The sequence below is a fragment of the Gilliamella sp. G0441 genome (assembly GCF_050589305.1).
Lineage (GTDB): Bacteria > Pseudomonadota > Gammaproteobacteria > Enterobacterales > Orbaceae > Gilliamella.
Window position 1 is genome coordinate 241743 of record NZ_JBNRJF010000003.1, and the last position, 22128, is coordinate 263870.

Annotated in this window: 19 protein-coding genes; 15 read left to right on the forward strand and 4 right to left on the reverse strand. The window is 33.8% G+C overall.

The window, feature by feature from the left end:
• Positions 1–24 precede the first annotated feature (24 nt).
• The 7 genes from ACKJXD_RS04595 (at position 25) to ACKJXD_RS04625 (ending at position 13029) form a co-directional block, all read left to right on the forward strand.
• Positions 25–3888, forward strand: coding sequence for a beta strand repeat-containing protein (locus ACKJXD_RS04595; RefSeq protein ID WP_430875665.1), 3864 nt, complete (start codon positions 25–27; stop codon positions 3886–3888).
• Between the two features lie 26 nt (positions 3889–3914).
• Complete coding sequence (locus ACKJXD_RS04600) at positions 3915–7841, forward strand: beta strand repeat-containing protein (protein WP_430875666.1); 3927 nt, start codon at positions 3915–3917, stop codon at positions 7839–7841.
• Between the two features lie 15 nt (positions 7842–7856).
• On the forward strand, positions 7857–9905 hold the full coding sequence (locus ACKJXD_RS04605; RefSeq protein WP_430875667.1) for an ATP-binding cassette domain-containing protein: 2049 nt from the start codon (positions 7857–7859) through the stop codon (positions 9903–9905).
• A gap of 451 nt (positions 9906–10356) precedes the next feature.
• Entirely contained in the window at positions 10357–11370 is a 1014-nt protein-coding gene (lpxK, locus tag ACKJXD_RS04610) for a tetraacyldisaccharide 4'-kinase (RefSeq protein ID WP_220216894.1), read from the forward strand.
• On the forward strand, positions 11367–11552 hold the full coding sequence (locus ACKJXD_RS04615) for a Trm112 family protein (RefSeq protein ID WP_220216895.1): 186 nt from the start codon (positions 11367–11369) through the stop codon (positions 11550–11552). The genes lpxK and ACKJXD_RS04615 overlap by 4 nt, the downstream gene beginning before the upstream one ends.
• A 16-nt stretch (positions 11553–11568) precedes the next feature.
• Positions 11569–12333 (forward strand): 3-deoxy-manno-octulosonate cytidylyltransferase, encoded by a 765-nt coding sequence (kdsB, locus tag ACKJXD_RS04620; RefSeq protein WP_430875668.1) that lies wholly within the window; start codon positions 11569–11571, stop codon positions 12331–12333.
• Positions 12334–12336: 3 nt separating this feature from the next.
• On the forward strand, positions 12337–13029 hold the full coding sequence (locus ACKJXD_RS04625) for a DUF2461 domain-containing protein (protein ID WP_430875669.1): 693 nt from the start codon (positions 12337–12339) through the stop codon (positions 13027–13029).
• 79 nt (positions 13030–13108) lie between these two features.
• Here the strand turns inward: ACKJXD_RS04625 and ACKJXD_RS04630 are convergent, their stop codons facing one another.
• Both ACKJXD_RS04630 and ACKJXD_RS04635 read right to left on the reverse strand, forming a co-directional pair.
• Positions 13109–13771, reverse strand: coding sequence for a MarC family NAAT transporter (locus tag ACKJXD_RS04630; RefSeq protein WP_220216898.1), 663 nt, complete (start codon positions 13769–13771; stop codon positions 13109–13111).
• Positions 13772–13895: 124 nt separating this feature from the next.
• The gene (locus tag ACKJXD_RS04635; protein ID WP_220216899.1) at positions 13896–14405 is read right to left on the reverse strand and encodes a single-stranded DNA-binding protein; all 510 of its coding nucleotides are present in this window, start codon (positions 14403–14405) and stop codon (positions 13896–13898) included.
• Positions 14406–14619: 214 nt separating this feature from the next.
• On the opposite strand from ACKJXD_RS04635, the gene corA reads away from it, so the two are divergent.
• The 4 genes from corA (at position 14620) to ACKJXD_RS04655 (ending at position 17433) form a co-directional block, all read left to right on the forward strand.
• A complete protein-coding gene (gene corA / locus ACKJXD_RS04640; RefSeq protein WP_220216900.1) occupies positions 14620–15561 on the forward strand; it encodes a magnesium/cobalt transporter CorA in 942 nt (313 codons plus the stop codon).
• Positions 15562–15784: 223 nt separating this feature from the next.
• Positions 15785–16753: a glucokinase gene (locus tag ACKJXD_RS04645; protein WP_430875670.1), complete on the forward strand. Its 969-nt coding sequence runs from the start codon at positions 15785–15787 to the stop codon at positions 16751–16753.
• A gap of 12 nt (positions 16754–16765) precedes the next feature.
• Positions 16766–17014: a YcgL domain-containing protein gene (locus tag ACKJXD_RS04650; RefSeq protein WP_220216902.1), complete on the forward strand. Its 249-nt coding sequence runs from the start codon at positions 16766–16768 to the stop codon at positions 17012–17014.
• On the forward strand, positions 17011–17433 hold the full coding sequence (locus ACKJXD_RS04655; RefSeq protein WP_430875671.1) for a YcgN family cysteine cluster protein: 423 nt from the start codon (positions 17011–17013) through the stop codon (positions 17431–17433). The genes ACKJXD_RS04650 and ACKJXD_RS04655 overlap by 4 nt, the downstream gene beginning before the upstream one ends.
• 28 nt (positions 17434–17461) lie before the next feature.
• On the opposite strand, the gene ACKJXD_RS04660 is transcribed toward ACKJXD_RS04655, so the two are convergent.
• A complete protein-coding gene (locus ACKJXD_RS04660; RefSeq protein WP_430875672.1) occupies positions 17462–18019 on the reverse strand; it encodes a YggT family protein in 558 nt (185 codons plus the stop codon).
• Between the two features lie 37 nt (positions 18020–18056).
• Positions 18057–18758 (reverse strand): YggS family pyridoxal phosphate-dependent enzyme, encoded by a 702-nt coding sequence (locus ACKJXD_RS04665; protein ID WP_430875673.1) that lies wholly within the window; start codon positions 18756–18758, stop codon positions 18057–18059.
• 23 nt (positions 18759–18781) lie between these two features.
• Between ACKJXD_RS04665 and ACKJXD_RS04670 the strand changes: the two genes are divergently transcribed.
• The 4 genes from ACKJXD_RS04670 to ACKJXD_RS04685 all read left to right on the forward strand — a co-directional run bounded on the left by ACKJXD_RS04670 (position 18782) and on the right by ACKJXD_RS04685 (position 21710).
• The gene (locus tag ACKJXD_RS04670) at positions 18782–19735 is read left to right on the forward strand and encodes a type IV pilus twitching motility protein PilT (protein WP_430875674.1); all 954 of its coding nucleotides are present in this window, start codon (positions 18782–18784) and stop codon (positions 19733–19735) included.
• Positions 19736–19886: 151 nt separating this feature from the next.
• Complete coding sequence (gene proC / locus ACKJXD_RS04675; RefSeq protein ID WP_294826536.1) at positions 19887–20696, forward strand: pyrroline-5-carboxylate reductase; 810 nt, start codon at positions 19887–19889, stop codon at positions 20694–20696.
• A 316-nt stretch (positions 20697–21012) separates the two neighbouring features.
• Complete coding sequence (cspE, locus tag ACKJXD_RS04680) at positions 21013–21222, forward strand: transcription antiterminator/RNA stability regulator CspE (protein WP_220216908.1); 210 nt, start codon at positions 21013–21015, stop codon at positions 21220–21222.
• Between the two features lie 203 nt (positions 21223–21425).
• Positions 21426–21710, forward strand: a complete 285-nt coding sequence (locus ACKJXD_RS04685; RefSeq protein WP_220216909.1) for a DUF5339 domain-containing protein — start codon at positions 21426–21428, stop codon at positions 21708–21710.
• Positions 21711–22128: the final 418 nt, after the last annotated feature.

The window sequence follows — 22128 nt, forward strand, 5'->3', positions numbered from 1 at the left end:
ATTAAATGAATGGAAAGAAAATAGATGTCATATAATTATTTACCAAAGCCTACATCTCCAGAAAAGGCAGTTGTACCTGTAACTTATTCGGATAATTATGTACCAGTAAATTATAAAGATGTTAAATTATTAATTAATGGAAGTGATTTAATTATTCAATCAGGTGAGGACAAATTAATATTACCTCTAGCGGCAAAATTAGCATCAATGGACCCAAATATATTTACATTTACATTTCAGGATGGGGTGACGATAAATGCTAGTGAACTGATATCAAAATCTCAATTGATCAGTAATATGCCTAAATTAATCGAAAATAATGAATCCGATAATAGTCAGAAAACGGAATTAAAAGGGCAAGATGCTGATGAAATAATTGAACCGGTCGCTAAGGATGCAGTCGAAATTATTATTGTTGAAGATCTTGATAGTAAATTGCAAAAAAATGAGCAAAGTATGCAAGATCTTGAGAAATATATCTCAAAGCAATCAGCTTCTTCATCAAGAGATTCCGATATTGATACAGCAGAATATGTTTCCCAAATTTCGGCTTCTGATACGGCTGAAACATCAAAAGAAACATTTATAGATGAAGCGCATATAGTTGATGAAATACAAATAACGGATAATGACGATTCAGAAAATCCGAGCGAAGTTAACATACCTTCAATTACGTTATTACAAATCAAAAGCGTTGTTGATCAAAATACTAAAACATGGATTAGTGGTACAGGTAATGAAGAATCCACAACTTCAGGTGATTTTCGTTCACAATACGAAAATGTTCTCATTGATTTATCGGCTGAAACAGCAGATTGGACTATCTATGCTAATAATACTCAAATGATTCCTGCTGGACAAATAGGTCGAATTGTTGAAGTTACTGATGCCATGAGTGTAACATCCGTGACAGGTCAACTTAGTAATATGACAGTCATTACAGCTGATTCAGCATTAGGTAAACAATATGGTTTAAAAGCAAATCAATTCATGATCCTTTATCCTGAAGGCTCAAAAACTAGTTTCACGCTTTCATATAGTTATATTGATAATGATGGTCAAACCGTTACCGATAATGCAACTTTTGATGTTGTTAATAACCCTGCGGTGATATTTGATAGTACAGGGCATGTTCAACTAGCATCCTCAAAAAATAATGTGGATATTGTCGCAGGAAGTGGTGATGACACTATTTTCGCAGGTAATCAAAATGGACATTACAATGGTGGAGCGGGTACAAATACTGTTAACTACAGTGAACTTGATGAATCATTAACAATAGATCTAAATAATGGCAAAACAACTTCTGATCATACTCATCATACTTTAGAAAACATTCAAAATGTGGTTGGAAGTAATAATGGCGATATAATCATTGGTCATCAAACGGTAAGTAATAATATTGTCGGTGGTGATGGTGATGATAAGATCATGACTGGTGGTGGCAACAATATGATTGATGGCGGGGAAGGTCTAAATACAATCAGTTATGAAACAGCTGCTAGTGGTGTTCATGTTGATTTATCGAATAATGTTGCTTCTGACAATGGTAATGGTGGTAAAGATTCAATCAAAAATATACAGAATATCATCGGAAGTGCTTACGATGATGTATTAATTGGTGACGATCAAGATAATATCATAAATGGTGGTGAGGGTGATGATATTTTATCAGGGATGGGCGGAAATAATATTCTCAATGGTGGAGAAGGAAACAATACTGCTGACTACTCTCAAGCTGCTTCTGGTATCAATGTAGATTTAATACAATCTCAAAATCAAGTTATTAAAAATGGTTTTGGCGGCCAAGATACACTCATTAATATTCAAAAAATTGTTGGAAGTGATCATAATGATAATTTCCGCACCGGAGTTGGTACGACTCATATAGATGGTGGCGCTGGTGATGATCGCTTTTTAATTGGCGGTAACGAAGCGAGTATTACCTTTATACATGGAAATAGTGGCAATAACACTTACTATGCAGGTGCAGGGTTTAATAACTATATTGGTGGTACAGGTCATGACACGGTTGATTACCGATTGGCTTCAAGTAGTGTCAATATTGATTTTGAAAAAAATGTTGTTTATGACAATGGATTTGCGGGCATTGATGTCTTCAAAAATATCGATAAAGTCGTGGGAACCAAATTTGATGACTATTTTGTTTTAGGCAATGGTGATCATGAGGTTGATGGTGGCTTAGGTAATAATATTTTTATAGCTGGATCAGGCAATAATAAAATCAATGGTGGCAGCCAAGGAATGGGTTATGTCAACACAGTCGATTATAGTAATGCTGGTTCTGGTTTAGACATGGATCTGGTTTCAGGGAATGTTGCTAATAATGGTTTTGGTGGACAAGATAATCTAACAAATATACAAAAAATTATTGCTTCGGATTTTGATGATGTGATTTACAGTAGTGGTAATGATTTAAGTATTTTTGCTGGTGCAGGAGATGATATTGTCTATGGAAATGATGGCAATGATACTATTGATGGCGGTTCTGGAAATAACACACTAAGATATGACAAACTTCAAGATGGTGTGAAAATTGATTTAAGTACAGGTCAGGTTTCAAAAGCGTCAGGCGTAGATCAGTTTACCAATTTCAACAACTTTGTTGGCTCTAATTACAATGATACTTTTATTGCCGCAGCTGGTAATCAAATAATTGATGGTGGTGCAGGACACGATATCATTAGCTATAAAGGTATTGCTGGGAAAATGATTGCTCACCTCGATGAAAATAAAATTTATGATGGCGTACAAGACAGAGAACTCTTTCAACATACCATCAAGAATATAGACGAAGTTCATTTTTCAAATGCATGGGGAAATCAAGGTTTCACTAATAAACAAGGAAATACTAAATTTGTTGGTGGATCATCTGATGACTTTTTCTATGTACTAGGTGGTAGTAATGAACTAATTGGCGGCGGCGGTTTTGATACCGTAAGTTATCAGCACTCAAATACAGGAAAAGGTATCGTTGCTGATCTCGATCGAAATGGATCCGGTACTGTTACTCAAAATAGTTATGATAATGTCGATCATCTGCAAAATATTGGAGTTATTATCGGTACTCAATATGATGATAAGATTAAATCAGGTGGTGAAATTAGAGGGATGACTGGTAATGACACCATTGAAGGTGTTGGTAATGCCATGGTTAGTTATGTTGGCGTATCTAAAGTAGATGTTGATCTTGAAAAAGGTACAGCGTTGAAAACTAATGGTACAGATAAATTAATTAACATTAATAATGTTAAAGTTGGCTCAGGTGATAGTATTGTTCATGGAAATGCAAATAATAATAATATTATCGGCCAAGGTGGTAATGATACTTTTTATGCTAGTGCTGGCAATGATTCTTATGATGGTGGGAATGGTTACGACACGTTGATTTATAATCAGTTGAAAAGTAATACAACGATTAACATGGATCTGACCACAAATAAAATTACTAAAAGTGGTGGATTGGGTACTGACACTGTAAAAAATGTTGAAAAAATCATAGCGACGAAAGGTAATGATCTCTTCAAAATTTCTTCGTTAAATGATTTGAATAACTATCGTTCAATTGATGGTGGAGATGGTTTTGATGTTGTTCAAAAATCAGGTAAATCAAGTTATTTCTTCTTTGGTTCATCTTCTATTTTCAAACATATTGAACGTTTTGAATTCAATGATAAAGCGTCTGATAACATTTCTGTGGATTTATCATCAATTTTTGATGTCATGGATCAAAACAGAATTGAGTTTGTTCTAGATAGTAATGACAACTTAGCAGTGATAAATTCTTCATCATGGTCTCATAGCGTGAATGGTTCGACAGAAACCTGGACTGATGGCACACATGAATTAGTAGTTAATCGAGTTTAAACAATTATAAGAAATGAGATAAATTTATGAGTAACGCGAATAAAGCATTAACACCGATGGCTTCAGCACCATCAATTATTCCATTCACCTATGAAGACAATAAAATTGATGCATCATGGGAAACCGAAAATATAACTTTATCGATTAAAGGTCCTGATTTAATCATTGCCACAGGCGATGGGCGTAAATTAATTTTAACTATGGGCGCTGAATTAGCATCGCTCCACCAAGGGTTGCTTTCACTTTCCTTTAAAGATGGTAAAAAATTAGATTCATATGAAATTTTGAGTTTAGCTCGTGTTGACGGTGTTGCTCCAAATGTGATTGAAACAAATAATCCTGATTCAATGCAAGTCAAAGATGAGGATACTCAAAAACAAGAAATTGAAGAGACAACAGTCGATGTCACTACAAATATGACAGATAATTTCATTATTATCGATAGTAGTGGTGGTGCTGAAATGTCTACCAGCGAAGCCGAATCATCTTTGGATGATATGATGAATATGGATATGGAGATGTCACTTAGTAAGCTTAAATCTCCTAATTCATCGATTGTTCTTAAAAAAACATCCACATCAAGTTCAGACTCTTCAAAGCATGACTCAACTATTGATGGTGAAGTACCAATTGTTGAAAGTAAACCGCCTGCAGATGTTGTTCCTGAAGTACCAAAAGTTAAGCTATTTCAATGGGAAGGTTTAATTAACAGTGCTGAACATAAATATGATGTCGGTAGTGGTAACCTCGATGCCAGAACAGAGGCTGGTGCAAATGAGCAATATGCTACAACAATTGTTGATCTTTCTAATGAAAGTGCTGATTGGACTATCAACGTTCCAAACCAAAATTGGATCCCTGAAGGTAAGATTCTTCGTGTTGTTTCTTTTGATGATATTCAATCAATTTCAAGTTTTAGTGATTTACCTCCGGAATATGAAATTATTCAGGGGGGTACGGCGCTTGGAGATAAATATGGTTTAGCTCCTAATGAAATCATTATTTTATATCCTCAAGATCAGATAAGTAAGTTTGCTGTTAATATCACGTATAAAGATACAAATGGTGTGACAAAAACAGAAACTTTCAACTTTTCGGTTGTAGACTCTCCATCGTCTGTTGTTGATTTGGAAGGAAACATACTGTTAGCCACTAAGCCTAATAATGTTCATGTCATAGGCGGAGCTGGAGATGATACAATCATCGCTGGAAAAACCAAAGATATTTATGATGGTGGGGAAGGGATTAATACAGTTGATTACACTAAAGTTGAAGGTAACTTAGTTGTTGATTTAAATACTGGTATCATTTCAGGTGCCGTTGATCAACAACTTAAAAATATCCAAAATATTTTAGGTAATGATGGTGATAATACTTATATCGGTAGTCTCACTGAAAGCAATAAATTAATAGGTGGTGCTGGTGACGATACGTTTTTTGTCGGAGGCGGTTTGTCTAATCACATAGATGGACAAGGTGGTACCAATACTATTAGTTATGAAACTGTTAAAAATGGTGTAGAAGTCGATTTAACCCAAGGAATAGCTACTGATGCTTTAGGAAGAAACGATACCATTAAAAATATTAATAATATTACTGGTACACAATTTGATGATGTTTTGATCGGTGATAGTAACGACAATGTCATTATTGGGAATGGCGGTAATGATATTCTAATGGGTATGGGTGGTAATAATACTTTAATTGGTGGTAACGGTGGAAATACCACTGCTAGTTATGAAAAAGCAATCCAAGGTATTAAAGTAGATCTAGCCAATGCAACAGAACAAGTTGTTGAAAATGGATTTGGTGGTAAAGACACATTAAAAAGAGTACAAACGATTAGAGGTAGTCAATTTGATGATGTTTTCACTACAGCAAAAGGTAGTATCACTATCTACGGTGGTGATGGTAATGATATTTTTAATATCCAAGGTGATGCCACAAGCCGAGCGGTAATTTATGGTGAATCAGGTGATAATCTTTATATTGCAGGGCAAGGTTATAACTCTTTCATTGGCGGAACAGGTAACGATACTGTTGATTACCATCTTGCTACTTCAGGCATTGATGTAAATTTAAAAACACGTCGAGCTTATTCCAATGGTTTCGGAGGATCAGATCAGTTAACAGATATAAATGGAATTATTGGAACGGATTTTGATGACCGTATAGAGTTAACGGATGATACCAATTATAAAATTAGTTCAGGAGCCGGAAACGATTATATCATCGTTGGTAAAGGTGGAATGGATAATTTTTATGATGGTGGAACTGGTGTTGATACTATAGATTATAGTAACGTACAAAACGGTATTGAAATAAGCTTAAAAGACCAAAAAGCAGTAAAAAATGGTACCAAAGATGTAAATAATATTGATGGTCAAGATGCTGTAATAAATTTTAACAATATTGTTGGTTCAGCATTTGATGATATTATCGAAGGTAGTGATGAAGATAACATCATTGATATTGGTGGCGGAACAAATAACGTCATTTATGGTACGCTTGGTTCTGATCAAATTATTGCTAAAGGGAAAGGAACAAATACGCTAGACTATAGCCGTTATTCTGCTGTTTCGCAGGGTTCTGGCATTGAAATAAATGCAACTGCAGGAACGGTATTAAAAAATGTAAATGGAGATGACTATCAGGATACTTTTACAAGTAACGGATTTAGCAAATTTGTAGGTACTGATTATGATGACACATTTATCATCAATAAAAATACAACGTTTGTTGATGGTAAAGATGGGATTAACACCCTTGTTTTAGATGAAACGATGAAAGAATCGTATACTATTGATTTAGAAAATAATCGTCTTACTTGGGGTAATTCTTCTGCTGAAATACATAACATTAATAATGTTACCTCAAAAGAGGCTGCTATACATTTTTATGGAAACGAGTCTAAAGATAATATCGTTATTGCTGGAGCGAATAATGACCATATTCACGCAAAAGGTGGTGACAATTATATTGATGGCGGCGCGGGCAGTGACTGGATTTATTATGATGCAGGTACACAAGGTGTAAATGTTAGTTTAGATAAAAATGGTAATGGCACAGCTACTAATGGTTTCGGTGGTACTGATACAATTAAGAATATCGAAAATATCTATGGTTCACAATATGACGATGTATTGACGGGTAATGGTATTTTAATTGGTGGTGATGGAAACAATACATTAATTGGTTCTGGAAGTAACGCTGTTGCTGAATACCGATCACCTAAGGGGATAATAGCTAATCTTGAAACTGGTGAGGTTAAAGATAATGGATATGGTAAGGAAGATTTACTTATCAATATTCATAAGATTGTTGGAACAAATCATGATGATATATTTTATGGCAGCAGTGTAAGTGATGAAATTTATACTGGCGCTGGAAATGATATCGTCTATGCAAGCAGTGGTAACGATAAAATAGTTAATACTAATGGAAGTAAAGCCACTGTTAATTATGAAACCTTGACACAAGGGATTAGAGTTATTGTCACCAACAATAATAATACCACTGTAAATAAAGGTAATTGGGGTCAAGATACACTAACATCAGTTACTGACATAATTGGTTCTAATAAGAATGATACTTTTCAGTTTAGTTCTCTGAAAGATTTCAATAAATTTAGTTCAATTGACGGTGGGGCCGGTATTGATAGCGTGACGAAAAGAGGTCAGGCTGGTCTTTTTGATTTCAGTGTTGTTAACAAAAATTTATTCAAACATATTGATATATTCAATTTCAAAGATGGCAATGGCGGTGATTTTATCCTCGTAAACTTGAGTGACTTATTCCAAAATATGGATAACAACAACATTCGGTTTGATACCGATAGTACTGATTCACTTCAAATTTTGGATAGTGCTGGTGTGTGGACTCACTCTGAAGTTTCACCAGGAGTAGATCAATGGACCGATGGTACCCATACATTAACCTGGAATCATGTGTAGGTATCAGATATCTTTATGAATAGTGAATTAACATCAAATACTTCAGAAATTTATCAATTAAAGTCGGCCTTGTCAGAGGCCGCAAAGAAATTGTCCTTACCTGTAGGTCAATGGGAGTGGCAAGAGCAAATTGAAAAACTTGATACAGATGTAACACAAGAAACGTTATTTGAGTTAGCAAAAAAGTATCTTGGTATTGAGCTATTTCCTTGTTCAGAAGATCATAATCCTGTTAATAAAGCCCTTTATATAGCTTATGAACCAGAAATGGGGTGGTCATTACTTTCTGTTCACTTTGGTAAGATTCGAAATGAAAAGGGTGTAAAGCTAGAGAAATTACCAGAAAAAACATGGCGAATTTTGCCGTCAGAACGACAGAATAAATTAAGCTGGCGCTCATTATTAGTCATGGGACAGAAAGAGAATAAAATAATCTCTCGTCTATTTTGGACTACATTGATTATCAACTTGTTCATTATGCTTATTCCGCTATACTTAAATGCGATATATGACCGAGTTATACCGGGACAAGCTGATTCATCATTGTGGGCACTATCTTTGGGTGTGATACTTGCAATATTAGTTGAGTACTATTTCCGAATGGACAGAATCAAGTTAGGATGTGAATATTCTTCTTTAGTTCAATATCGTTTAGAACCTAAAATCATTTCTGAGCTTATTCAAGTAACGCCAAGCTTTAAAACTCAATGGGGACGTAAGGTTATCGAGGCAATGAATAACTGGAATGTTTTCAGAATGCAGTTTTTAACATTCTTCTCTAGCACGGTATTAGATCTTGTCTTCAGTCTTCTTTATTTTATTGTCATTGCTATTGTTGCAGGCTGGTTAATTATTGTTCCTATAATTATCTTTTTCTGTGCAGTTGTACGTATTACGTTTTTCTATTTTGAGAATAAGTCCGTACCAGCAATCAATGCTCAAGTTCCGTTTTCGCCTACAACACTTGAATATTACCAGTCTTCTGTTTCTTATAAAGAAGCGACCTATACATTTCTCGCTGGAAATGAAAAAGCACAACAAAATGAACAAAAAAGATACATTATTAATAATCGATGTAGTTCATTTTTAATGGGATTAACAAGTCTCCAAACTGTTCTTGCGGTTATTGTTGCTTTTTATCTCATACAGACAGGAAATATGTCACCGGCTGGTTTATTTGCAACGATTATTATTGGTGGACGATTGAATCAACCTTTCTTTTCATTAATGCATATGTTGCCAAATCTTCAGCGTATGACTAATACGATGGATCAAATTAATGAATTATTGGATAAACAGCAAAATGAAAACGGATTATTAAGTGGTTTTAATGGTCCAAAAAATGGTTGGAGTGCTTCAAAAGTATGTTTCAAATATCATCCTTCATTGCCATGTTTAGATGATATTAGTTTGCAAATTCAGCAAGGTGAACGTATCGCAATTGTCGGTGGTCCTGGATCAGGTAAAAGTACTTTACTTAAATTGCTATTAGGTATTTTAGACGTTGATGAAGGTAATATAACTTGGAATGGTTTCATGTTGACTAAATCAATCAGCGATTCATTACGCGCTGATACGCATTATTTATGGCAATATAGTGGGATTATCGGTGAAACTGTATATGAATATCTAACATTAAATAATGATGCTACCCAAATTAGTCACGAACGTGCATTAGAAGTTTTAAAACAAGTCAATTTAAACAATTTACTGCCGTTTTTAAATAATGGATTAGATACATATTGGCGTCAATTACCTGTACCATTAACGATATTACAACGTCAAAAATTAGCTTTGGCTCGCTTTATATTATCTCCGCATAAGATATCATTCCTTGATAATCCTACAGCGGAATTGGATCCTAATACCGAACAATTACTATTAGCTCAATTAAATTCACGAGCAAAAGAAGGTCAAACCATGGTTATTGCAACGGATAGGACTAATTTGTTACCATTTGTTGACAGGGTGATTATGCTTAATGGTGGAAATATTGTTTTTGATGGTGATAAACAAGGTTTTCAAGCTTATTTAAAAAATACCTCCCAAGATAAACAAGTTTAAAATCTTATAAACATAACATGAAATGTATCACTTAATCAAAGTGATACATTTTTATTTAAATCATATTAGTAGCATATGATATGTTCATTCACTTTTTTACTATACATATGAATGTTCAATATTGGCTATTTATGCCATACCAAATAACAAAAGTTGTTAACTTTTAAACCCTAATCATAAAGTAGTCTAGTTTATTAGTGCATACCCTCCAAATCCTTAAAACTTAAATCGTTTTATTTATCTAATTGGTATGAAATTGAACATGAGATTAAGAAATTAATTTAGTTGATTTTTACGTTATCAGATAAAATAGCTTAAAAGAATTTACATCCAAATATTCGATTATTGTCATCAGACAAGAGAAATTATATATAATTAAAGCACAATAAAGACTGTATATAGTAAAATAGTCATTTTGGGGAAGTCGTTATAATAATGTGGTGGATTAATCATGATTGAAAAGCTATGGTATGGAAAATCAAAATTTTATTGGTTGCTCGTACCTTTTTCTCTGTTATATGGATTGATTGCATTTTTGCGTCGGCAATTATATAAATTAGGTATTTTAAAATCATGGCATTCGCCAAAACCAGTTATTATTATAGGTAACTTATCGGCTGGCGGTAATGGAAAAACACCATTAGTAATTGGATTGATCGAAGCTCTAAAAGCAAAAGGTATCCAGGCTGGTGTTGTGTCACGGGGCTATGGCGGAAAAGCCGATAAATATCCACTCATCATAGATAGTCAGGTTACAACCGAACAGGCTGGAGACGAACCGGTACTTATTTATCAACGAACACAGGCCCCAATCGCAGTCTCACCACAGCGCAATGAAGCGGTAAAAGCTTTACTAAACAATTATAATATAGATGTTATTTTAACTGATGATGGTTTACAACATTACGCATTAGCGCGCGATATAGAAGTTGTTGTTATTGATGGTAAACGTATGTTTGGTAATGGTTGGTGGATACCTGCTGGCCCCATGAGAGAGCGTCAAAACCGATTAAAATCGGTTGATTTAATCATAATAAATGGAGATACTGAAAGCAATTTAGCATTAAAGTACCCGAATAAAACGTATACCATGCAGCTAACACCAAAATATGCAGTAAATTTGTTAACACAAGAAAAAAAGGAGTTACATCTACTGAATGATGTATGTGCCATTGCTGGTATCAGTAATCCTAAACGTTTTTTTAATATGTTAACAGATAGGAAAGTTGACCTAATAAAAACTGTATCTTTTGCAGATCATCAAAAATTTACATTATCCTTATTAGACAATATAGTAACGACTAATCAAACCCTTTTAATGACGGAAAAAGACGCAGTAAAATGCCGAGCATTTGCAATGCCAAATTGGTGGTATTTACCGATTGATGCGAATATCCCATCACAGGCCGTTGATCAGATCTGTTCGTTGTTAGATGATTTAAAAATTAAAAGAGCAAAAAAATGAAAAAAATACTTTTAAGTGCGCTAGCTTGTCCTAAATGCCATGGCAAACTAGAGTATGATTTACAGAAAAATCAATTAATTTGTCAAACTGACAAACTCGCTTTTATTATTAAAGACAATATACCGGTATTGTTAGAAAACCAAGCTATACCATTAATGCAGTCGCAAAGTACACAAGACTAAACAGAAGGCTTTGAATATGAATTTTTCGGTTATCATTCCTGCAAGATATGCTTCAAGCCGTTTACCTGCAAAACCACTTGCTGACATTCATGGTAAACCTATGATTGTGCGTGTGATGGAGCAAGCCAAAAAGTCTTCTGCTCATCGTGTAATTATTGCAACTGACCATCAACAAGTATTTGATGTGGTGCAATCTTATGGTGGCGAAGTAATTCTAACCAGCAGCAAACACAATTCAGGAACAGAACGATTAGCAGAAGTAATTAATACGTATCAATTTGCTGATGATGAAATTATTGTAAATGTACAAGGTGATGAGCCTCTAATCCCGCCAATCATCATAGATCAAGTTGCTGAAAACTTAGTAAAATATAAAACAGGAATGGCAACGTTAGCTGTTCCAATTGACTCAGCTACAGAAGCATTTAATCCTGGAGCAGTAAAAGTTGTTACTGATAAAGATGGATATGCACTCTACTTTTCACGTGCAACCATTCCTTGGGAAAGGGATCGCTTTGCAAAATCAGCCGATCTTCTCAAACAAACAAGTATTGGTGATTTTTATCTTCGTCATATCGGGATTTATGCTTATCGGGCTGGTTTTATTCGTCAGTACATCAATTGGGCACCTTCCACCCTTGAACAGATTGAAATGCTAGAACAGTTGCGTGTACTTTGGTACGGTGAAAAAATTCATGTGGCTGTTGCTAAACAAGCACCTGCTATTGGAGTTGATACCCAAGAAGACTTAGAAAAAGTCAGACTGTTATTTAAGGACTAAAATATGACACAATTTACGGGATTTACCCAAACGGGGCTTAATTTTTTACAAGATGTATGGATCAACAATAGTAAAGCATGGTTTGAAGAGCACCGATCAATCTATGATAACGAATTAATCAAACCTTTCAGGCTATTAGTAGAACAGTTAACCCCCAACATGCTGAAAATTGATGAATGGTTTGAAACAAAACCCGTTATTGGGAAAACCATATCTCGTATTCATCGTGATACGCGTTTTTCAAAAGATAAATCGTTATACCGCAGTCGGTTATGGTTAACCTTCAAACGACCAAACCGAGATTGGAAAGAAGCGCCTGCTTACTTTTTTGAAATAGCGCCTAATTGTTATCGTTATGGACTTGGCTACTATTGCGCATCAAAACAAACAATGGATATCTTTCGGGAAGAGATTCTCAATGACAGCGCAAAATTTTTAGAGATGATTCGCTGCGTTAAAAAACCATTTGAACTCGTTGGTGAAAGTTATAAACGCCCACTAATTAAAGATCAAGATGCAAAAATCGCAACTTGGTATAATCGAAAAAGTTTGGCTGCAATGGTCACTAACACCAATATTGAAGATTTATTAAATGAAGATCTACCCAACAAATTATCAAAGGGTTTTAAACAACTATTACCCCTTTATAATTATTTAATGCGAGTTGAGATGATAAAAAATATTCCAAATTTATGATTCAAAATAAAGCATTAGTGAGCTAGCCAAAGTTGATTGTGTTATCACAATAAATAACATTATTAACTTGTTTAATTTATTAAATATTTGGAAAGCTCACGATTAATTCTTTCACACCATTAATGATGAATTGAGTACCAACGCAGACTAATAAAAATCCCATAATTCTTGACGTTGCTTCAATTCCACTTTTCCCCATAAAACGCATTATGCTGCCAGCACTCCGCATACAAAACCATAGAATAATACATAATAAAAGAGGAACTAATATTGATGAAGTATAAACAACCCAGCTTGAAATATTATAACCACCGTTATTTACTGTTGAAGCCATACTGATAATCATTGCGATAGTACCTGGACCAGCCGTACTTGGCATAGCTAATGGCACAAAAGCGATATTATTTGATATTTCTTTCATCTTAGCATCAGCTTCTAACGTACGGTGAGAAGGTTGTTGAGGAAACAGCATTCTAAAACCGATAATACCCACAATCATTCCGCCGGCAATACGTAATCCTGGAATTGAAATGCCAAATGTATTCATCACCAGTTGCCCACCATAAAAAGAAACGACCATAATGATGAAAACGTAAATACAAGTCATTTTAGACTGGTAGTTTCGTTCTTCATTAGTCATATCTCCTGATAGACCTAATAACAGCACAACCGTTGTGAGGGGATTAGTCAAAGGAATAAATAAGATTAAACCAAAGCCGACAGTTTGAATCAGTTCTAACATAATTCTATCTTATAATTATCAAAAAACTTACATAATTATAATTCAAATTAGATTGATAAGATATATGGGAAAGATAAGATTTCTGGGCGTTTTATTACGCCCAAAATTAAAAAAATAGGTAAGATTAAAAAGGAATATCGTCATCGAAATCCATAGGTGGTTCAGGCGATTTTGGTTGAGCTGGGTTTTGTTGAACTGGACGAGGTGCGCTAGGTGCAGCCGACATATTATTTGCACTTTGTCCCCAATTTTGCGAACCATCATCAAAGTTTTCATTACTATTACGAGATCCTAAAATTTGTAACGTACCACCAATAGGATTAATTACAACTTCTGTCGTATAACGATCATTGCCTGTTTGATCTTGCCATTTTCGCGTTTGTAATTGTCCTTCAAGATATACTTGAGTTCCTTTTTTGATATATTCACCTGCAATTTCAGCTAACTTACCAAAAACAACGACACGATGCCATTCTGTACGATCACGGGTTTCACCAGTTTGTTTATCTTTCCATGATTCTGAAGTTGCAACACTGAAATTAGCAACAGCGCTACCATTTGGCATATAACGAACTTCTGGATCTTGACCTAAATTACCAACTAATATGACTTTATTTATTCCACGGCTTGCCATTATAAACTCCTAAATATTGCACAAACATTTAATTGTCGTATTGTAACATGAGACAATCTTAACATCACCGTTTTTAATTTAAATATGGAACTTTGTATCCATTTCTAAAGATACAGAAATATTTGCATAACCATAGGAATTTATGCACATAACGAGTATAATGCCAAACATTTGTTAAAAGAATTTTTGAAATATTTTCCTTGAAGGGGGCCTTATGATTAATGCGTTTGGATTAAAAAACAAACAATTAGTAAAAGTTAATGAAGGCGACATTAGTAATGCAGCTTGGATTGATTTGATTGAACCAGAAGAAGCTGATCGAGATTTTGTTTTAACGCATTTAGGACAAAATTTAGCAACAAGTATTGAACTAGATGATATTGAGGCCTCAGCCCGTTTTTTTGAAGATAACGAAGGATTACATGTTCACTCCTTCTTTTTTTATGAAGATGCTGAAGATCGAGCAGGAAACTCGACTGTCGCTTTTACAGTGCACAATGGACGATTGTTTACTTTACGAGAAAGAGATTTACCTGCTTTTCGTTTGTATCGCATGCGTTCTCGTTATCAAAGTCTGGTAGATGGAAATCCTTACGAAATATTACTTGATTTATTTGAAGTTAAAGTTGAACAACTAGCGGATCAAATTGAACGTATCTATAGTAAATTAGAGGAGTTAAGTTTAATTATTATGGATCGTTCTGCTCAAGAACAATATGATGAAGCAATTACATCATTAGCTGAACTCGAAGATACTGCTTGGAAAGTCAGATTATGTTTGATGGATAGTCAACGAGCGGTTAACTATCTCGTTCGTCGAGCAAAAATGCCAGTTGATCAACTTGAACAAGCTCGCGAAGTTATTCGCGACGTTGAATCGCTAGTACCACATAATGAATCATTGTTTCAAAAAGTTAACTTTTTAATGCAAGCAGCTACAAGCTTTATCAATATTGAGCAAAGCCGAATCATTAAAATTTTCTCGGTGGTATCAGTTGTATTTTTACCACCAACTGTGGTTGCATCGGCATATGGTATGAACTTTGAAAATATGCCAGAACTCAAATGGGAATATGGTTACCCATTCTCATTACTACTCATGTTATTGGCTGGCGTTGCGCCTTATATTTATTTTAAACTAAAAAAATGGTTATAAACATAACAGTTGATTGAATGTTAATTTATCCTTTTTAAAGTAGTGAATAAAAAATTAGTTAATGTTTTAATTTCATAAAAGGAACTGAGTAAATCTATTAATAACAAGGAGATAACAAAGTTGCCTTTTATGTTTTTCGTACTCAATAATTAAATGTCAAAAGTATAGAAAGCTATATATCTAAGATCATAAGTATGATTAGTTTGTCATAAAAGGGAGTAACATGAGTCAGTATGCACTAGTCACCGACATCGGTGGAACCAATGCCCGTTTTGCATTGTTTAATTTAGCTACAAACGAGTTATCAGCAATCACCAAAATTCTTATTGCAAAAGATGACATCTTACTGAAATTAATAAAAAATTATATTCAATCCCAATCGGTAAAAGTTGAAACTGCATGTATTGCAATTGCCTGTCCGATTGATGATAGCGACACTGTTATTATGACAAATAACAATTTGTCGTTTTCTCGTCGTGAACTAATCGAAGAACTCCAACTTAAAAAACTTGAAGTCATTAATGATTTTACAGCGGTTTCAACATCTATCCCCAAATTGTTACCGCAAGATCTGGTGAAAATTGGGGGTGATGAACCTAATTTAAATTATCCTATTGCAATTTATGGGGCAGGTACGGGGCTAGGCGTTTCTCATTTAATAAAAGTTAATCATCAATGGATAAGTCTGTCCGGCGAGGGTGGACACACAGAATTACCCATGATAAATGAGGAAGAAGATCGCATTTTAGCGCAGCTTCGTCAAAAATTTGGTCGAGTTTCTGCTGAACGGTTTTTATCCGGAAATGGAATTGTAAACATTTATCAAGCGATACAGCAAATAAATAACCAACCACTAACTAACATTACGCCTGATATTATCGTAAATAGAGCATTAACTAATAGCTGTGAAATCTGTTTGCAAACATTAAATCATTTTTGTACATTTATGGGAAGATTTGGTGGTAATTTAGCGTTAACGTTGAATACGCAAGGCGGTGTATACATTGCTGGTGGTATTGTTCCTCGTTTCCTTGACTTTTTTAAAGCATCGGCGTTCAGATCGGCATTTGAGCATAAAGGACGTATGTCTACTCTCGTAAAAAAGATTCCGGTTTATGTCATTACACATAAAGATCCTGGACTATTTGGCGCCGGAGTTTATCTACAAAATAATCTTCATAATATTGTTTAAAGGTTTTATTTTATGATGTGGTGTTATATCTATCGTAGTACAAAAAAAGAAAATTGTTATTTATATATGAAAAGTGAAAATGATTTTTCGGGCATTCCTGAAAAAATCCTCTCAATTTTTGGTACACCAGTTTTTGTAATGAAAGTCTTATTAGACGGAAAAAGACGGTTTGTGGTAGGGACATCGGATGAAATTGAAGAAAAGATTAAAACGGATGGATTTTTCTTACAAATGTTAAAAGAAGATGATTTTAAAGCATGAGAGAACCATTTTGGAAAGATAAAACCTTAGATCAACTAAGCGATGAAGAGTGGGAACAACTATGTGATGGTTGTGGTCAATGCTGTTTAAATAAATTAATGGATGAAGACACTGACGAAATTCTATATACCAATGTCGCTTGTAATCTGCTCGATGCCAATACATGCCAATGTAGGCATTACCATAATCGTTTCGAGTATGAACCGGATTGCATTAAACTCACTCGTGAAAATTTACTCACTATTGAATGGCTACCTTTGAGCTGTTCTTATCGATATTTCCAAGAAAATGGAAAATTACCGGATTGGCATCCACTAATTGTTGGAAACAAAAAAATGATGCATGAATTAAAAATATCGGTCAAAAATCGAATAGTGTATGAAAAAGATGTTATTTGTTGGGAAGATCATATTATTTAAAAAGGGAGCAATGCTCCCTCTGACAAGTTTAAAGTATCATCCATGATAAGCCAAAAATATTATTGGCAAAAAGATTCAAAAACATAAGCGCTATCGCAAAAATAGCAAAAGATACATCAATCATACCAATTGGAGGAATAAAACGACGTATTGGAGCCATTAAAGGTTCAGTTAACTGATAAAGAATTTCATCAGCCACCGAATTTCCTCGACTAATCCAACTCAATATTGCTCTAAAAAATAATAACCAGAACACGAGATGTCCTGCGGCATGCAAAATAGCGACAAAAGCATAAAACAAAAAAGTAACACTGTCAAAAAGAGACTGTAATGAAGCAAAATAGACAATAAACATCACTTTTAATAATGCAAATAGATACAAAAGCACCCAAGTTGCAGTATCAACCTTACCGATTGATGGAATAAAGCGTCGTACATGACCAATAATTGGTTGAGTAATCTTCACGATAAATTGTGTGATAGGATTATAAAAATTGACTCTTACTTTTTGCATCCATAAACGTAAAATCAAAACATATAAGCAAAAGGTCAAAAACGTTTTGCCAAGAAAGAAAATTAATTCCATTAAGTACTCCTCAAAGTAAAGTAATGCAGGCAATATATCATAAATAGATTCTTGAACCAAAAATCGCCGTACCAATACGAACCATTGTGCTACCTGCAAAAATTGCTGCTTTCATATCACCACTCATCCCCATAGATAACGTATCCATAAACGGATAATCACGCTGTAATTGTTGCAAAAGCAATTGCATTTTAGAAAAAACAGACAATTGTTTATCAAAATCGTCTTCAATTTCCGGAATTGCCATCAAACCCCGTAAATTAAGATTAGGAAGAGTTCTAATTTGCTTAACTAAATCGATAACCTCATCGGGTTTTATGCCCGATTTAGTGGATTCGTTGCTAATATTTACTTGTATAAGAACATTCAATTTAGGCATAGTAGAAGGACGTTGGTCATTAAGTCGTTGAGCAATTTTGAAGCGATCGATAGTGTGCATCCAATCAAAATTTTCGGCTACCAATTTAGTTTTATTTGATTGTAATGGTCCAATAAAGTGCCAATTTAAAGAAATGTCGGGCATTTTTTCTTTAAAATAATTTATCTTTTCAACACCTTCTTGAACATAATTTTCACCAAAAGAACGCTGTCCTGCATGAATAGCCTCTTCGATAAGACTAACCGGTTTAGTTTTACTGACTGCAATTAGTTCAATTGTTTTGGGATCTCTGCCACAATTTAATGCGATTTTTTGAATTTCGCTTTTGATGGCAATTAAATTGTCATGTACTGTTTTCATTTTATACCCAATCAATAATTAAGATGTCAAATTCAATATTAAATTCATTATTACTTATTAGTGTAACGCAAAAAGCGTCTGATTTGCACCTATCAAGCGGTGAAATACCTTGTATTCGCATAAATGGACAACTTCAATTTATCACTCGTGATAAATTGATCGCAAAAGAACTTGAAAGTGAATTATTAAAACTACTTAATGACTCACAAAAAAACGATTTACTACAAAATAAGCAGATTGATTTTGCTTATCATCATGAAGAAATAGGGCGATTTAGGGTAAATATTTTTTATCAATACCGAGGGATTTCAGCTGTTTTTCGTATATTAAATCATCAAATACCAACTTTAAAAGAGATTGGGGCGCCTAAAGTATTCAATTCATTGATTCAATTTGATAGTGGTATTATTTTAGTCACTGGAGCCACGGGGAGCGGAAAATCCACTACTTTGGCTTCGTTAATACAATTTATCAATTCAACCTCAGCAAAACATATTATCACATTAGAAGATCCAATAGAGTTTATTTATCAAAATGATAAATCATTAATTCAACAACGTGAACTCGCTGATTTTAGTACAGTGTTAGAAAGTATCTTAAGACAAGATCCCGATATTATATTATTTGGCGAATTACGTAATAAACAATCAATACAAGCTGCATTGACCGCTGCCGAAACAGGGCATCTTGTTTTGGCAACCTTACATACTTGTTCAGCTATTCAAACTATTAACCGAATTATTGATATATTTCCTGAAACTTCAAGAAACTCTATCCGTACTCAATTATCCAACAGTTTAAGGGCAGTAATATCACAAAAGCTAGTCACCAATAACAATCGGCGCAAAGCCTCGTTCGAAATATTACTTAATACACCAGCAGTGAGCAATTTAATTAATGAAGGAAAGATCAAACAAATTTTATCATTAATGCAAACCGGTCAACAATATGGCATGCAAATCATGCATCAAGATTAAAATTGAATAATAAGCAAATCTTCTTCAGATTCAGTACCAAATGAATGTCTTCCTGTGGAAGACAAAATTAATCATATACACATTATGTTTTCTAAAGAAATACCTTATACTAATTATTAAATAACCAATTATTTTTAAGAGGCAGATTAAAATGGAACAACGTATAGGTTTTATTGGTTTAGGTAATATGGGGAATGCGATATTACAAGGCATTTTAGCGAGTAACATTATAACGGGACCACAACTTTATGTATATGATACTCACCCAGAAAAAGGGATTTCTCTCAATCAATTGTACGGTATCAATAATTTAGATTCGGCAAAAAACGTCGCAAAAGAATCTGATATTGTCATTGTTGCTGTAAAACCTAATGTTATTATTGATGTGCTAAATGATATTCAAAAAGAATTGAAAAAAAATACGATAGTAATTTCTATTGCTGCTGGCGTTAGTATCAAATCCATTGCTAAATGTGTTGGCTATGAACAAAAAATTATTCGTGTCATGCCAAATACGCCGGCATTAGTCAATGCGGCAATGTGTTCAATTACACCAAATACGGAAGTGACTGCTGAAGAATTAGAAATAGTTCAGAAATTATTCAATTGTATAGGTGAAACAGAAATTGTCTCTGAATATTTAATTGATGCCGTTGTTGGAGCGAGTGGTTCTTCGCCAGCTTTTGTATTTATGTTTATTGAAGCGCTAGCCGATGGTGCTGTTAAAGGTGGATTATCAAGAAAACAAGCTTATAAGTTTGCTGCTCAAGCGGTATTAGGATCGGCAAAATTGTTACTTGAAACTGAAAAACATCCAGGTGAATTAAAAGATATGGTATGTTCTCCAGCAGGCACAACAATTGAAGGAGTACAAATGCTTGAAGAAAAGGGCTTTAGGGCAGCAATTATTGATGCTGTAGAAGCAACCATTACTAAATCCAAATTACTTGGTGAAAAATAATTCATTAATAAAAATGGTATGATTGTCCATCGAAATAAAACAGATGGACATCTTGAAAGGTTTTAACTATTGAATTAATCATTAAAATCTTTGAAACATTTCTTGCATAAATAACAAATATATGAGTAAATAGAACACAGCATATAACATGCAGATTTATTTAGTAACATCTCGATTTAAGCAGTTTGTAGTTTACTTTCTATTTACATTAGTATTAGTTCTCTTCAGCTTTCACGTTTCAGTGTTTATAAGTAGTCCAAGTTTTATGTTTTTTAAATTAGCCCGTCGGCTTTAAATTTTTTATAGGAAGATTATTATGTCTAAGAAAACTGGTCAAGTTAAATGGTTCAACGAAAGTAAAGGTTATGGTTTTATTTCTCCTGCTGATGGTAGCAAAGATGTATTTGTACATTTTTCTGCAATCGCTGGTGATGGATTTAAAACATTAGGTGAAGGTCAACAAGTTGAGTTTTCTATCCAAGATAGCGAACGTGGCCCAGCTGCTGCTGATGTTGTAGTAATGTAATTACTACCTACCTCATTTATATCTTATCAGCATGTAATCATTATATGCTGATAAGATTTTCCATTTTACCCTTTACAATTTACTCCTCTTTTTTCATTGTATAATAAAATTAGATAATATATCATTCCCTTCGATTTTTGGTTTTAGCCAAATTCTTATTATTATCATAATGATAATGTAATTTATCGTAAGGAAATTAAATAATGAAAAAAGTTCTATTTTCAGTAGTATTATTAAGTTTATCTTCAGTTACAATGGCTGGTTTATCTGACACGTGTAAATCATATTTTGATAAAATTGATATCATCGTTAAAAATATGCCGGAAGACGCAGCTTCCAAGCAACAAACTGATATGATGAAACAAAATTTAGATGCAGGTAAACAACAAGTTGCTGCTCTACCTGAAAGTCAACAAGAAACTGCTTGTCAACAAGGCTTAGAAGCATTAAAACAACTTGAATCTGTTTATCCTCAATTAAAACAATAAGTTTAAGTCTCTTTACGGCATTAAAAAAATGCCGTAAATTTGATGTTCTAGCATCCAAATTATTGGTTAGCTTGAATAAACAGTGTTTAATCAGTTTATATTTTCAAACTACTTTTCTAATGACTTAATTCTTAAAAATAGATCTTTCCATTCATGACAATTACATTTAAGTAAATACTTTCACCAAAAAACAGAGCATTAAGATTTTCTTGTCAATGTTGATAATTGATCATGATTAACAATTTGAGTGATTTTCAAGTTATATTATAAAAACGGGTATTGATAGTTTTACTTTTTTGTAAAACGAATTGAGGATTTTTTATTAAATATAAGTATGCCGACAGTATGAATTATAAAATATTCACTGATTAATAAAAAAATATGGGTAAAAAGTGATATTTATAAATATCACTCAAAT

What these genes read in the sequence shown, in the direction of transcription:
- ACKJXD_RS04645 (WP_430875670.1), top strand. Translation starts at nt 15,785, where the DNA reads ATGAGTCAGTATGCACTAGTCACCGACATCGGTGGAACCAATGCCCGT.
- kdsB (WP_430875668.1), top strand. Translation starts at nt 11,569, where the DNA reads ATGAATTTTTCGGTTATCATTCCTGCAAGATATGCTTCAAGCCGTTTA.
- ACKJXD_RS04605 (WP_430875667.1), top strand. Translation starts at nt 7,857, where the DNA reads ATGAATAGTGAATTAACATCAAATACTTCAGAAATTTATCAATTAAAG.
- ACKJXD_RS04630 (WP_220216898.1), bottom strand. Translation starts at nt 13,771, where the DNA reads ATGTTAGAACTGATTCAAACTGTCGGCTTTGGTTTAATCTTATTTATT.
- ACKJXD_RS04665 (WP_430875673.1), bottom strand. Translation starts at nt 18,758, where the DNA reads ATGAAAACAGTACATGACAATTTAATTGCCATCAAAAGCGAAATTCAA.
- ACKJXD_RS04670 (WP_430875674.1), top strand. Translation starts at nt 18,782, where the DNA reads ATGTCAAATTCAATATTAAATTCATTATTACTTATTAGTGTAACGCAA.
- lpxK (WP_220216894.1), top strand. Translation starts at nt 10,357, where the DNA reads ATGATTGAAAAGCTATGGTATGGAAAATCAAAATTTTATTGGTTGCTC.
- ACKJXD_RS04595 (WP_430875665.1), top strand. Translation starts at nt 25, where the DNA reads ATGTCATATAATTATTTACCAAAGCCTACATCTCCAGAAAAGGCAGTT.
- corA (WP_220216900.1), top strand. Translation starts at nt 14,620, where the DNA reads ATGATTAATGCGTTTGGATTAAAAAACAAACAATTAGTAAAAGTTAAT.
- ACKJXD_RS04660 (WP_430875672.1), bottom strand. Translation starts at nt 18,019, where the DNA reads ATGGAATTAATTTTCTTTCTTGGCAAAACGTTTTTGACCTTTTGCTTA.
- proC (WP_294826536.1), top strand. Translation starts at nt 19,887, where the DNA reads ATGGAACAACGTATAGGTTTTATTGGTTTAGGTAATATGGGGAATGCG.
- ACKJXD_RS04650 (WP_220216902.1), top strand. Translation starts at nt 16,766, where the DNA reads ATGATGTGGTGTTATATCTATCGTAGTACAAAAAAAGAAAATTGTTAT.
- ACKJXD_RS04615 (WP_220216895.1), top strand. Translation starts at nt 11,367, where the DNA reads ATGAAAAAAATACTTTTAAGTGCGCTAGCTTGTCCTAAATGCCATGGC.
- ACKJXD_RS04655 (WP_430875671.1), top strand. Translation starts at nt 17,011, where the DNA reads ATGAGAGAACCATTTTGGAAAGATAAAACCTTAGATCAACTAAGCGAT.
- cspE (WP_220216908.1), top strand. Translation starts at nt 21,013, where the DNA reads ATGTCTAAGAAAACTGGTCAAGTTAAATGGTTCAACGAAAGTAAAGGT.
- ACKJXD_RS04685 (WP_220216909.1), top strand. Translation starts at nt 21,426, where the DNA reads ATGAAAAAAGTTCTATTTTCAGTAGTATTATTAAGTTTATCTTCAGTT.
- ACKJXD_RS04600 (WP_430875666.1), top strand. Translation starts at nt 3,915, where the DNA reads ATGAGTAACGCGAATAAAGCATTAACACCGATGGCTTCAGCACCATCA.
- ACKJXD_RS04625 (WP_430875669.1), top strand. Translation starts at nt 12,337, where the DNA reads ATGACACAATTTACGGGATTTACCCAAACGGGGCTTAATTTTTTACAA.
- ACKJXD_RS04635 (WP_220216899.1), bottom strand. Translation starts at nt 14,405, where the DNA reads ATGGCAAGCCGTGGAATAAATAAAGTCATATTAGTTGGTAATTTAGGT.